The 12,549-nt window shown below is 35.1% G+C and carries 13 protein-coding genes; 6 read left to right on the forward strand and 7 right to left on the reverse strand.

The window, feature by feature from the left end; translation table 11 throughout:
* Nucleotides 1-160: 160 nt before the first annotated feature.
* From ahpF to BTJ66_RS11640, 3 genes are all read right to left on the reverse strand, one after another.
* Nucleotides 161-1,684: an alkyl hydroperoxide reductase subunit F gene (gene ahpF, locus BTJ66_RS11630; protein WP_099091113.1), complete on the reverse strand. Its 1,524-nt coding sequence runs from the start codon at nucleotides 1,682-1,684 to the stop codon at nucleotides 161-163.
* A gap of 16 nt (nucleotides 1,685-1,700) precedes the next feature.
* Nucleotides 1,701-2,270, reverse strand: coding sequence for an alkyl hydroperoxide reductase subunit C (ahpC, locus tag BTJ66_RS11635; protein ID WP_099091114.1), 570 nt, complete (start codon nucleotides 2,268-2,270; stop codon nucleotides 1,701-1,703).
* A gap of 563 nt (nucleotides 2,271-2,833) precedes the next feature.
* On the reverse strand, nucleotides 2,834-3,187 hold the full coding sequence (locus tag BTJ66_RS11640; RefSeq protein ID WP_099091115.1) for a helix-turn-helix domain-containing protein: 354 nt from the start codon (nucleotides 3,185-3,187) through the stop codon (nucleotides 2,834-2,836).
* Nucleotides 3,188-3,609: 422 nt separating this feature from the next.
* Here BTJ66_RS11640 and nfsA point away from each other — a divergent pair, with 422 nt between their 5' ends.
* The 6 genes from nfsA (at nucleotide 3,610) to BTJ66_RS13880 (ending at nucleotide 8,230) form a co-directional block, all read left to right on the forward strand.
* Complete coding sequence (gene nfsA, locus BTJ66_RS11645) at nucleotides 3,610-4,365, forward strand: oxygen-insensitive NADPH nitroreductase (protein ID WP_099091116.1); 756 nt, start codon at nucleotides 3,610-3,612, stop codon at nucleotides 4,363-4,365.
* 75 nt (nucleotides 4,366-4,440) lie between these two features.
* A complete protein-coding gene (locus BTJ66_RS11650; RefSeq protein ID WP_167380393.1) occupies nucleotides 4,441-5,016 on the forward strand; it encodes a hypothetical protein in 576 nt (191 codons plus the stop codon).
* A 309-nt stretch (nucleotides 5,017-5,325) separates the two neighbouring features.
* Complete coding sequence (locus BTJ66_RS11655; protein ID WP_099091117.1) at nucleotides 5,326-6,360, forward strand: PTS sugar transporter subunit IIC; 1,035 nt, start codon at nucleotides 5,326-5,328, stop codon at nucleotides 6,358-6,360.
* A gap of 12 nt (nucleotides 6,361-6,372) precedes the next feature.
* Complete coding sequence (locus BTJ66_RS11660) at nucleotides 6,373-7,050, forward strand: serine dehydratase beta chain (protein ID WP_099091118.1); 678 nt, start codon at nucleotides 6,373-6,375, stop codon at nucleotides 7,048-7,050.
* A gap of 12 nt (nucleotides 7,051-7,062) precedes the next feature.
* The gene (gene sdaAA / locus BTJ66_RS11665) at nucleotides 7,063-7,953 is read left to right on the forward strand and encodes an L-serine ammonia-lyase, iron-sulfur-dependent, subunit alpha (RefSeq protein ID WP_099091119.1); all 891 of its coding nucleotides are present in this window, start codon (nucleotides 7,063-7,065) and stop codon (nucleotides 7,951-7,953) included.
* Between the two features lie 97 nt (nucleotides 7,954-8,050).
* The gene (locus BTJ66_RS13880; protein ID WP_099091120.1) at nucleotides 8,051-8,230 is read left to right on the forward strand and encodes a hypothetical protein; all 180 of its coding nucleotides are present in this window, start codon (nucleotides 8,051-8,053) and stop codon (nucleotides 8,228-8,230) included.
* A 153-nt stretch (nucleotides 8,231-8,383) separates the two neighbouring features.
* Here the strand turns inward: BTJ66_RS13880 and BTJ66_RS11675 are convergent, their stop codons facing one another.
* From BTJ66_RS11675 to BTJ66_RS11690, 4 genes are all read right to left on the reverse strand, one after another.
* Complete coding sequence (locus tag BTJ66_RS11675) at nucleotides 8,384-9,763, reverse strand: L-cystine transporter (protein WP_099091121.1); 1,380 nt, start codon at nucleotides 9,761-9,763, stop codon at nucleotides 8,384-8,386.
* Nucleotides 9,764-10,012: 249 nt separating this feature from the next.
* Nucleotides 10,013-11,041: a hypothetical protein gene (locus tag BTJ66_RS11680; protein ID WP_099091122.1), complete on the reverse strand. Its 1,029-nt coding sequence runs from the start codon at nucleotides 11,039-11,041 to the stop codon at nucleotides 10,013-10,015.
* Between the two features lie 124 nt (nucleotides 11,042-11,165).
* Nucleotides 11,166-11,828, reverse strand: a complete 663-nt coding sequence (locus BTJ66_RS11685; RefSeq protein WP_099091123.1) for a hypothetical protein — start codon at nucleotides 11,826-11,828, stop codon at nucleotides 11,166-11,168.
* A 297-nt stretch (nucleotides 11,829-12,125) separates the two neighbouring features.
* Nucleotides 12,126-12,542 carry a general stress protein gene (locus tag BTJ66_RS11690; protein WP_099091124.1) on the reverse strand — a complete coding sequence of 139 codons (417 nt, stop codon included), beginning with the start codon at nucleotides 12,540-12,542 and terminating at the stop codon, nucleotides 12,126-12,128.
* Nucleotides 12,543-12,549 lie beyond the last annotated feature (7 nt).

Consider the following 12,549-nt stretch of genomic DNA (forward strand, 5'->3'; position numbering starts at 1 on the left):
TAAGAAAAATAGTAGCTCAACGAGCTACAAAATTATATAAAAATAAAGAAAACGTCAATTTCTATATAATTTCAATAGAAATTGACGTTTATTCTTTAATCAGAAATGTTTATGTCCCGGACTCTTTATTTTAAGATAGCATACGCTGTGATAGGGCGTACTAATGTCTGATAATATAATCAAAAGCATTTAATGCTGCATTCGCACCGGCACCCATTGAAATAATGATTTGTTTGTTGCGGTCATCAGTCACATCGCCTGCTGCGAATACACCTGGAATGCTTGTAGCATTTGTACGATCTATTTTAATTTCTTTAGCATCATTTAATTCTACATAATTATTTAGCCATTCCGTATTAGGTAGCAACCCTATTTGTACAAAAATGCCTTCTAATTCTAAAGTGTGTTCTGTACCTTGTGCTTTGTCTTGATATTTAAGACCAGTCACGGCGTTATCTCCAAGTACCTCAGTTGTTTGAGCATTTTTAATAACAGTTACATTAGGTAAGCTATTTAAGCGTTCTTGTAAAACGTTATCTGCTTTTAGGTTAGCATTACGTTCAAGTAGCGTGACGTGTTCAACGATGCCAGCTAAGTCAATTGCTGCTTCAACACCAGAGTTACCGCCACCTACGACGGCGACATTTTTATTTTCAAACAATGGTCCGTCACAGTGTGGGCAGAACGCCACACCTTTATTGATTAATGCTGCTTCACCAGGCACTTCTAGTTTACGCCAACGAGCCCCTGTTGAAATAATAACGGTTTTACTTGTTAATGTTGCCCCGTTATCTAAGGTTATAATAATACCGTCATCCGTCTTTTCAATTTCGCTGGCACGAACACCTGTCATGACATCGACATCATATTGATTAATATGATCTTCTAGTGCGGATGAGAACTTAGGGCCATCTGTCTCTTTAACAGTGACAAAGTTCTCGATAGTTGCAGTATCATTAACTTGACCTCCAATACGGTCTGCTACGATACCAGTACGTAGCCCTTTACGCGCCGTATACACTGCCGCGCTGCCGCTTGCTGGTCCGCCGCCAATAATTAAGACTTCATATGGGTCCTTATTATCAAATTCGGCTGGGTCTGCTTGGCTACCAAGACTAGATAAAATATCTTGAATCGTCATGCGTCCATTTCCGAATTCTTCACCATCTAGAAAAATCGCAGGTACTGCCATGATATTTTCAGATTCTTCTCTGAAAATAGCGCCATCTATCATTGAATGGGAAATGTTTGGATTTAATAAACTCATTAAGTTTAATGCTTGTACAACGTCAGGACATTTTTGACACGTTAAGCTGATATACGTTTCAAAATGTAGTGGACGATCGATTGCTTTAATTTGATCGATAACGGCTTGTTCTTCTTTTGGTGCACGGCCACTTACTTGTAATAAGGCAAGAACAAGGGAATTGAATTCGTGACCCATTGGTAAACCAGCAAACGTAATACCTGATGATGCATCAGGTTTATCTACTGAAAAGCTTGGTGTACGTTTTAAGTCAGCTTCTTCTATTGTAATGTGAGCAGATGCCGCTGATACCTCATCTAAAAGAGCCTTCAATTCTTTAGATTTGTCATCTGAACCGAGACTGGCTTTTAGTACAACATCGCCTTCCATTAATTGAAGTAATTGTTGTAATTGTGATTTAAGCTGATCATTTAGCATTTAAATCAATGCCTCCTTAGATTTTACCTACTAAGTCAAGACCAGGTTGTAATGTTTCTGAGCCTTCTTCCCATTTAGCTGGGCAAACTTCGCCTGGATGTTGACGTACATATTGTGCTGCTTTGATTTTGTGAACTAATGTACTAGCGTCACGGCCGATACCGTCAGCATTTACTTCTGCCGCTTGTACAATACCATCTGGATCTACAATGAATGTACCACGTTGCGCAAGTCCTAATTCTTCATCTAAAACATCAAAGTTACGTGTGATTGTTTGAGAAGGGTCACCAATCATTGTGTATTGAATTTTACTAATTGCGTCTGAGTGATCATGCCAAGCTTTGTGTACGAAGTGTGTATCTGTTGATACTGAATAAACGTTTACACCAAGCTCTTGTAATTTATCATATTGACCTTGTAAATCTTCTAATTCAGTAGGGCATACGAATGAAAAGTCTGCTGGGTAGAAGCAAACAACACTCCATGAACCTTTTAAGTTTTCATCTGAAACTTCGAAAAATTCATCCTTTTGTGGATCATATGCGTTAGCTGTGAATGGTAAAATTTCTTTATTTATTAATGACATAAAAAATATCCTCCTATTTATTAACGTATTTTCAATTAGAATTAAGTTAGGGTAAGTTTTACGAATTCTTAATTATAATAATTCTAATCTTCGTAATCTATTATTGCATTTCCCTAATTATTCGTCAACAGAGAAGAATCGTTAGGGAAGTGAGTATGAAAACACAATGCTACGATGTTTCATTAATACATTTTAATTGCATTTTTACACACAATAAAGTGGTGATGTTGTGCAAAACAACACTGTATGAATAATAAATAGCTTGTAAATTCTCAACTAAAACGTGAAAATGAGAATTTATAGGTTGTTTATTAGTAAGTTGCTAATCAATGTTTAATTACAAAGTATATAGGGCAATCGTTCATGGCTATTTGAACATTTAATTGTTTGAAGTGTTGGCTCGTATGATAATAACTATGAATTAAGACGGACAGGAGACTGACTTAGGAATAGATATTATTTTTTATAAAGTTAGAGAGAAGTTACAAATAATTTTGCAACTTCTCTCTTTATTTTGACTGTTTTGATTAAAATGATAACTAAACTTGATACGTACGTGGTTATCAAATGAATGTTTGGACCATCCACCAAATGACGGCTGCAACTGGAAAGAATAACCACCAGTGACCAGCCAGAAATTCCCAACCATTCATTCCTTTTTCTTGATTGTGCTTTGATACAGGGTCTTGATAGGTTTCAATAATGGTTTTTTTAAACTGTTTGTCTCCCTTAATCAGTTCATCTAGAGAAATATCGAAAAGATCACTCATTTTGATAAGCATATCAATACTTGGGTACACCTTATTCAATTCCCATTTTGAAATACTTTGTCTTGAAATATTCAATATTTCAGCAAGTTCATCTTGCGACCAATGCTTTTGTTCACGTTTTTCTTTTATTTTTGAACCAATTTCCATAATTATCACTTCCTTCGCTAATAATTTAATCTATAGTAGATAAAGTGTCACGAACCAAATCATATATTAGGGTGCAACCTGTGTGCGCATCATTGAATTGAACGCATTATTGACGGGTTACATACGAAAAGAATTAAAACATGCCATTGTAATATTTGATTTATATAGTTCAATTACTTATATAATACCCATTTAATGAATTTTTATCATGGTGCAGTAGTTAGATTTATTGATTACTTTTAAGTAGCGTAAATCACTTATAATACTGAGCACGCGTGAAATATTCTTATTCGGTGTCCTAACCTTAAAGATATTACCTTTAGCACTTTTAATAGTAGTAAAAATGGGTAAACATATAATAAGCATAGAAACCATTGTTTTGTTAAGCTATGATTAACTTTACATATAGAGGAGCGATTCACATGTCTGAGTACGTATACAACTTATTGAAAAAGCACCATTCAGTCAGAAAATTTAAGAAAGAACCTATATCAGAAGCACATATAAAGCAACTTGTAGAAGCTGGTCAAAGTGCGTCTACATCAAGTTATTTACAAGCATACTCCATTATCGGAATAGATGATCCTGAAATTAAAGAAGATTTAAAAGAAGTGTCTGGGCAACCTTATGTTGTTGAAAATGGTTACTTATTTGTCTTTGTTATGGACTATTATAGACACGCAATTATCAATGAAGACAGTAAACAAGATATGCGAACGTCATTTGAATCTGCTGAAGGGCTATTAGTAGGTACAATCGATGCCACTTTAGTAGCGCAAAATATTGCTACGACAGCTGAAGATATGGGTTATGGCATTGTATATTTAGGCTCATTGAGAAATGATGTGGAAAGGGTAAGAGAAGTTCTTGGTCTACCAGAGCATACTTTCCCGCTTTTTGGTATGGCATTAGGTATTCCAGGTGATGACGAAAATGGCAGTCCTAAACCACGATTACCTTTTGAACATGTGTTTCATGCCAATAGGTATGACAGCGATAAAGAACATCAATCTGAAACATTAAAGGCGTATGACCAAACAGTGAGTAATTATTACCGTTCACGTACAAATGGCGAACGTACAGAAACATGGTCGGATCAAGTTGCTAATTTTATGAGTGCCAAGCAGCGACTAGATATGTTAGAACAATTGAATAAATCAGGCTTTATTAGAAAATAATTTAATAGCAATATAAGATTTACCTTTTATTGTTTCTAGGTTTTTTAATAATCTGTGGTAGGAAGGGGGATCAAGATGAACATATTTGATAAATTTTTCAAAAAATCATTGGATGCTTCAGAACCTAAGAATAAGCATTATATTTATTCATCGAATAGTAAACTCACCCTTGATGAAGCGCAGCAATTTTGGAAAAAAATGGCTCAAAAGCTCGTCGTTGGCGTTATGAATTCAGTGGATTATACGGCTGAGCGCACCTTCATCTTGATTTCCTTTAATGAAAAAGATCCTACGATTGATATATTTTTCCAAATGAATGGACAGTTAAGAATGTGGAATGATTTAGACAATGAAGCGCACAAAAAAGTTATTTCGGACAATATTGTTGCTCAAGCACCTAATATCGTAAAACAAGTAAATTGTATATATAGCAATGTTGACATGACAAGACTTGCATACGCGCAAATTCAATATGAATTTGAAAGTAAAGCGTGGTACCTACACGACATTACTGAAGATAGTATTGAATCACAGTTGGAAAAAGACCCTGCATTTCTAAAATGGTTTGATGATGTGTCGAAATCAATCGATAGTCTGTCACTAGATGGCAAACATCGAATCACGTGGGGGCCATTCAAACCAGAATATTAAAGTAGTAAGTTATAGCGATAAAATGAATGAAAATTTAATACCTTAAGAGTAAGAAAAGGTTCAAATAACTAAGTGACACACTTGGATATTTGAACCTTTTTTACGTCATACGACAACAGGACATATTCGCAAAACTTTTATGAAGTAATAATTGGATTAAATTATGTGAAAACATTCACAAAAAGTTCAGAAAAACCTTCTTTTAGATATTGTAAGTGTTTTCATTTAATCATATTATGTAGTCGATAAAGATTTAAAAAAATAATTAATTGAAAATCGATTAAATGGAAAAGGAAGAGGTTTATAAAAATGGATATTATTTTAGGTGTGGGAACTTTATTAATTGTGTTACTAGCAATGACATTATTTTTAAACTTTGCTCCTTATGGTAAAAAAGGTCTTCAGGCTTTATCGGGAGCTGCTTGTGCAACGTTTTTACCACAAGCATTTTTAAGCTATGCCATAGGTGGTGTGTTTGATATCAAGTTTTTGCAAGAGATTGGAGACCTAGCTGGGAGCCTAAGTGGTGTTGCTGTCGGATTTTTAACATGCTTAAAACTGGGGGTGTCACCGGTGTTTGCAGTCATCGTTGGTTTAGTGTTGCATGACTTTAAATTGCTTCCAGCATTTTTGGCAGCCTATCTGATTTCATTTGCAATTAAATTTATTGAGAAAAAAGTACCTGAAGGATTAGATTTAATTACAGTGATTTTGTTTGCCCCTGCCCTTGCGTTCTTATTGGCAAGCATTATGAGTCCTGGGGTTATTGCGCTATTACAACAAATTGGTAGTGCTGTAACTGCAGTCGGAGATAATAATCCATATGTATTAGCGACAATATTGGGTCTTATTATTCCAGTTACTGGTATGACACCATTAAGTTCAATGGTATTGACAAGTTTGCTTGGTTTGACGGGCTTGCCAATGGCTATAGGTGCTTTGACTTGTACGGGAAGTTCATTTGTAAACTTTATCATGTTCAGACAATTGAAAATTGGTAATGCTTCTAAAGCATTCGCTGTAGCAATTGAACCTTTAACACAAATTGATATTATTGCAAAATATCCGCTACAACTTTATGGAACGAATGCGATTATTGGTGTAGTCAATGCCTGTATCGTGACATTTAGTGGTCTTGTTATTAATGTGACAGGTATGGCAACACCGATTGCAGGCGCTATCGTATTGTTTGGTTTCAATGATCCGATACGTTCTATCATAACAATCATAACAGTTTCAATCACAAGTATTATTCTAAGTCTTATGATTGGTAAAACACTAAATAAATTTAATATGACTAGTTTGAATTTCAATATGCCAAGAATGAAAAAACATGCGAATTAAGGAGCGATTTTAATGGCAAGAAAACAAGATTATCAAAGTGCGTTTGATGTAATCGGTCCTATTATGATGGGGCCGTCCAGTTCTCATACGGCTGGAGCAGTGAAGATAGGCAATGCTGCACGAACATTATTACAAAATAATCCTCAAGACATCACCATTCATTACTATGAATCTTTTGCTTCTACTCATAGAGGACATGGTACAGATTTGGCAATTGTAGGGGGTGCGATGGGTTACAACACATTTGACGAACGTATTAAAAATTCTATTGAAATTGCTAAAGAAAATAATATAGGTGTTGAAATTGTCGAAGAATCAGGCTCAAGTTTGGGTGAACACCCAAATTGTGCAGTTGTTAAGCTAGATGGTGACGGTAGACATGTTGAAATCAATGGAATTTCAATCGGTGGCGGAAGTATAAAAATTAAGAGTATCCACATAGATGGATTATGTATACTCATGCATCATGGTTTACCAATTTTAGTAATAGACGGCGCAGCTAATATTCCTAAAATTAACCATCTTATTAATGATTTAATTGAAAAAGGCGCTGATATCAATGAAGAGATTAAAACGATTAATAAGGAAAAATGTTTATTAGCATTACACTTAAACAAACAATTACCAACAGCACTTTTAGAAGCGTTACGTGATAAATATGATGATTTGAACTTTGCTTATATCAATTAGAGGAGGTTTACTATGTTTAGTTCAATGCAAGAGATTATAGATTATGCGGTAAAACATGACACGACTTTTGCTGAAATGATGATTCAAGACGAAATGTCTTTAAAGGGGGTATCGAGAGATGAAGTAAGGGCATTAATGAAACAAAATATCGATGTTATGAGAGATGCACTGGAGAAAGGCTTAACTGGGGAAGGTGTGAAAAGCGTCACTGGATACACTGGGCAAGATGCTGTTAAGCTTGCGCATTATAATGAAACATCGCACCCACTTTCGGGACATGAAATGGTTGAAGCATTAAAAGGAGCAATATCTACGAATGAGGTTAATGCAGCGATGGGCATCATCTGTGCGACACCAACAGCAGGTTCTTCGGGCACAATACCGGGTATATTATTTAAGTTAGAGCAAACCCATCATTTAACGATTGATCAAATGATTGATTTCTTATTTGCTGCAGCGCTATGTGGTAGAGTTATTGCTAATAATGCAAGTGTTGCAGGTGCCATTGGAGGTTGCCAAGCAGAAGTAGGTTCAGCTTCAGCGATTGCAGCAGCTGCAGCAGTTGAAATATTTGGAGGGTCACCACAAGCGTGTGGTCACGCGATGGCATTAGCTATTAGCAATTTATTAGGATTGGTGTGTGATCCCGTTGCAGGTTTAGTTGAAATTCCATGCGTTATGAGAAATGCGATTGGTTCGGGTAATGGGTTGATTTCAGCTGATCTTGCTTTAGCAGGAGTAGAAAGTAGAATTCCTGTTGATGAAGTGATTGAAGCCATGGATAAGGTGGGACGTAACTTACCAGCTTCTTTGAGGGAAACAGGTATAGGTGGATTAGCTGGCACACCAACGGGTGAAGCAATTAAAAGAAAAATCTTTGGCGAGTCTACAGTAGGTTCTTAATAGCGTTACCTTATATAAATGCTAATGATGATAGCTAAAAAATTAAATTGAAAAAATAAATGTTTCCCACTAAACTGTATGGTAAGAGGTGGGAGACATGTTATGTAAGCTGGGGCTCATATTTTTGGCATTTACTGTAAGCAGCATTGTGACGTATTATTTTACAACAGACGGCACGTGGATTAATTTGCTATTTAAGTCATTATCATTAAGCTTAATCATTGTGTTCTTATTTAATTATATAAAGTTGATGATAGATATTAAACGTAAGAAGTGATATTAAGACCGACATGGATAAAAATATAAAAAGGTTGAAACACATCGTTCATTTATCTCTTGTGAGATGCATGAACAAGCAGTATGTGTTTCAACCTTTTTCTTTGATTCATGATTGAATCTTCTATTTCAAATGAATCATAAATTTAGCGCATTAATTTGTAAGTTCGGCATATGATTTGTCATTGTATGTGTCTTTATCTAGATTGTTTGTTAATTTTGCTGTTCCTGTACCTGCAAGCATAGAGTCATTAACATTTAATGCTGTACGGCCCATGTCAATTAATGGTTCAACAGAAATTAAGACACCTGCAAGGGCAATTGGTAAGTTTAGTGTAGATAATACAATAATGGAAGCAAATGTTGCGCCACCACCCACACCAGCTACACCAAAGGAACTGATGATAACAACGCCGATGACAGAGAGTATGAATTGTAAGTTTACTTCAACGCCAGCAGCTGGCGCTACCATCACTGCTAACATTGCTGGATAAATACCAGCACAACCATTTTGGCCGATGGATAAACCGAATGAAGCAGAGAAGTTAGCAATACCATCAGGCACACCTAGACGATTTTTTTGAGTTTGAACATTAAGTGGTAATGCACCTGCACTTGAACGAGAAGTAAAGGCAAACATAAGTACTTCGCCTGTTTTTTTAATAAATGTAATAGGATTTAATCCGATAACAGTAACAATGATTAAGTGAATGATATACATCACGATAAGTGCTGCATAAGATGCGATAACAAATTTACCTAAAGTCCAAATAGCTCCAAAATCACTGGTTGCGATTGTAGATGTCATTATAGCTAAAATACCATAAGGCGTTAAACGTAACACGAATGTTACGATTGCCATAACTAAGTTATACACTGCATCTATACCACGTTTAAGCAAGTGACCACTTTCAGGTTGTTTGCGCATAACACGTAAGAATGCGAACCCAATAAATGCAGCGAAAATAACAACTGCGATAGTTGATGTCGTACGTTGACCAGTGAAATCTAAGAAAGGATTACTTGGTAATAATTCTAAGATTTGCTGTGGCAATGTATTAGCTGCCATATCTTTAGCTTGGCTTGCGATTTCGCTACCTCTTGAGCTTTCAGCATTACCTAAATCAATCGATGAAGCATCTAGTCCGAATACTAACGCTGAAATAATCCCAATAATAGCCGCTATAGCAACGGTACCTATTAAGAAAATAAAGATGTAAATACCAATTTTAGCGAATTTATCACCGATTTTAATTTTAGTAAATGCTGAAACGATTGAAATAAAAATGAGTGGCATTACAATCATTTGTAATAATGCGATATAGCCATCGCCCACAATACTAAACCAATCCATTGATTGTTTAGTCACTTTTGCGTCGACACCGTAGATTAAATGAATAACAACACCAAAAACGATACCTACCCCTAAAGCAGAGAATACACGTTTAGGAAATGAAACATGTCTTTTAGCCATAACATATAATCCAACGAGAAAGGCCGCAAAAATAATGATGTTAAGAATAGTTAATAACATAAAAAAAGACCTACACTTTCCTATTTAATATTTTTGAAATCCGATACGTATACTAAGGATATTAGCAAAATCAATAATATTCAAGTATGTAACTCAATAAATTTATGAATTTTAAATGACTTTATTTTCTGATAATTAAAGGGTGCAACATAAGAGAGGGTTGTGAATCTAGTTAAATATATAACAAACTGCCGTTAAGGATGATATTACCTTAACGGCAGTGTTGTTTAATCCGAAGTTGAAAATAGTCTATAGGTTAAATAAGCGCGCGAAGAAACCTTTGCGTTCTTCTTTTGGTGTTTCGTGTGCTATTGGTGTTGATTGTGGTGATGTTGCTTCAGTTGTTTCAGACTGTTGTGAGCTTGGTTCTGTGATTTCATCAGAAATAGATGAATTATCTGTAGATGTAGTAGACGATTCTGCAGTTTCATCATCTGATTTCACTTGTTCAGTAGACGATTTTTCTGCTGTGTCTGATGGTTTTGTCTCAGACTTGGATGTATTATCTTTTGTCGTTTCAGTAGGTTGTTCACTGATTTGTGTGATTTCAGATTCCCCAGTTGCTACTTGTGCAGCCATTTTGTCTGTCGTGCTTGTAGATGTTGTATCAGCCGTTGTTGTTGCGACGTTATCATCTGATTTGTGACTGTTGCTACTTGCAGATTCAGTTGAATGCTCTGTTAAGGCATCGCTGTTGCTTGATGTAGTACGCGCTACTCCCACATGTGAAGATTCCACGTTCGATTTAGCTAACTCAGATTGTTCTTTTTGAGAATCTTGAATAACATTTTGCGTTGTTTTAATTTCATCCGTTGACGTTTGAATTGCTTTTAATGATGCTGTATTTTCATCTAATTTGGTAGTGATTTGATTTTGCATTTCATGTAATTCTTGTTGTTGTTGATGTACTTGGTTAATCATTTGACCAAGCATTTGACGTTCATCACGCATTTTTTGGATTTCTGAACGCAAATCTTCAACAAGTTTAGAAACATTTTGATCTGTAGGTAAATGGTTACTGTCATCTTTGACTAACACTTGTAAAAAGTCTTTTTCTTTTTCTAATTCTTCAAATGCTAAATCATAACTATTTGTTTGTTTAACTTTATCCGCGATATCTTGGAAGAGTTCGATATCCTCTTCATGGAAATCTGTAGCTTCACGGCCACGGTATTCTGTTTTACTAAGCTGGTAACCGCGTTCCTCTAAATGCTGAACGATTTTACGGACTTGTTTTTCACTTAGCTCCACGCGTTGTGCAAATTCTTTGGTTAACATAGAAATAAGTCCTTTCATTAATTGTTTTATGTATACCGACGTTTGTCTTCGGTTAGTGAAACGTCAGTCTTACCTCTACGTCAGTTTAAACTGTTTTAACAGTGATTTCAAGTGGTGATAATTATCATTTGCGCAATTCCATTTGTTCAAGCAAGGGATAAATAATACTACGAGAAATTCTATTTGCAAAAACATATTTAAGAATATAGTTTGATTTCACACTAGGACCGTAGATATCTTTTGTCAATTCAATATTTGACTTTATAAATAAATCCATCGGTTTGCCAGTCGCATAATCCTGAATACTAGGTGCTAAATAGTCAATTTCATGTTGCTTTTCAAAACCATGTTCGTATAAAAATTGTCTCCTATTATCCATAATATGTACTTCATCTTCAGAAACTTCTTCCGGTTCTTTTGGTACTTCTAACATAATGAAATTGACATCATGTGCGTGTACTTGATTAGACAAGATATTTATTTCTTTTTGAATACGTTCAAGTGTCTTTGTGATGATGTCATCATGATTAGGTTGATCGTTAGCAATTAAATAAATTAAAAATGATGAATTCGTAGTAGCTTCATAATGCGCTGTTGCTAAACTGACTACTTCATCGGATTCGATACCTACTAAAAAAATGTAATCATCTTTTGTTCTTTCATTCTTTAAAGACTGTTTAAAAATTTGTTCGTCTTCAGACAGACCGATATCAAATTTAGTATCATATAACTTCAACGCTGACTTAAATAATGGGTCATCGATTGATGTTATTGTCTTAAACTCCATAGGTACACCCCCAAATTATTGCGTTCATTATAACATAATATTGAATTGAGTAATTAAAGTACAATTAAATTTATTTTGTTGTGAAAGTATAGGAATTAAGGGTTAATGAAATGAATGGTTTCAGCCCTAATGTATGATAATGCTATTAGTTGATTGAATTGAAAATTAAAGCCCCACTGCTCAATTTGTTGAGTTAGTGGGGCTTATGCATGAGCATGAGCTCAAGTGAAATAACGAATCTTTTTAAATTAAGTTATATTACGGTCTCTGTCAGATAAATATTAGGGAAGTAGGTGATTATGATTTTGGTCCATTTGTTTCTTCTGAATAATGGCTGTCATCTTTCACGGGTTCAGTTTCATACGCAGCATTAGCATTTTCAACTTCTTCATGTGACGACTTATCTTTAGTGGCAACAACAAGATAGTTACCATTCAATATTTCTTTCTTATAGCGTGCCATTTCTTCATCAGATAACTTGTAGTATGATAAGACGATTTCTTCACCATCTTCACCAGTTAATACTTTAGCCATTTTATCGCTGAATGAACCACTTGTAGCAGTTAAGTTTACTTCAGAGTCATGTAACGCATCAATGTGTAACTTTGATTTGCTGATGACTGAGACTTCAGATTCTTTATAACCGTCTGAAAGTTTAGATTTGATTGCATCAATGATACCTTCTTTGTTTTGAACAATAGTGAATTCTGACATTTAATGT

This window comes from Staphylococcus edaphicus (genome assembly GCF_002614725.1).
GTDB classification, from domain to species: Bacteria; Bacillota; Bacilli; order Staphylococcales; family Staphylococcaceae; genus Staphylococcus; species Staphylococcus edaphicus.

Excerpts from the sequence above, each read along its gene's own strand:
- ahpF (WP_099091113.1), bottom strand. The coding sequence starts at position 1,684 with ATGCTAAATGATCAGCTTAAATCACAATTACAACAATTACTTCAATTA.
- ahpC (WP_099091114.1), bottom strand. The coding sequence starts at position 2,270 with ATGTCATTAATAAATAAAGAAATTTTACCATTCACAGCTAACGCATAT.
- BTJ66_RS11640 (WP_099091115.1), bottom strand. The coding sequence starts at position 3,187 with ATGGAAATTGGTTCAAAAATAAAAGAAAAACGTGAACAAAAGCATTGG.
- nfsA (WP_099091116.1), top strand. The coding sequence starts at position 3,610 with ATGTCTGAGTACGTATACAACTTATTGAAAAAGCACCATTCAGTCAGA.
- BTJ66_RS11650 (WP_167380393.1), top strand. The coding sequence starts at position 4,441 with ATGAACATATTTGATAAATTTTTCAAAAAATCATTGGATGCTTCAGAA.
- BTJ66_RS11655 (WP_099091117.1), top strand. The coding sequence starts at position 5,326 with ATGGATATTATTTTAGGTGTGGGAACTTTATTAATTGTGTTACTAGCA.
- BTJ66_RS11660 (WP_099091118.1), top strand. The coding sequence starts at position 6,373 with ATGGCAAGAAAACAAGATTATCAAAGTGCGTTTGATGTAATCGGTCCT.
- sdaAA (WP_099091119.1), top strand. The coding sequence starts at position 7,063 with ATGTTTAGTTCAATGCAAGAGATTATAGATTATGCGGTAAAACATGAC.
- BTJ66_RS13880 (WP_099091120.1), top strand. The coding sequence starts at position 8,051 with ATGTTATGTAAGCTGGGGCTCATATTTTTGGCATTTACTGTAAGCAGC.
- BTJ66_RS11675 (WP_099091121.1), bottom strand. The coding sequence starts at position 9,763 with ATGTTATTAACTATTCTTAACATCATTATTTTTGCGGCCTTTCTCGTT.
- BTJ66_RS11680 (WP_099091122.1), bottom strand. The coding sequence starts at position 11,041 with ATGTTAACCAAAGAATTTGCACAACGCGTGGAGCTAAGTGAAAAACAA.
- BTJ66_RS11685 (WP_099091123.1), bottom strand. The coding sequence starts at position 11,828 with ATGGAGTTTAAGACAATAACATCAATCGATGACCCATTATTTAAGTCA.
- BTJ66_RS11690 (WP_099091124.1), bottom strand. The coding sequence starts at position 12,542 with ATGTCAGAATTCACTATTGTTCAAAACAAAGAAGGTATCATTGATGCA.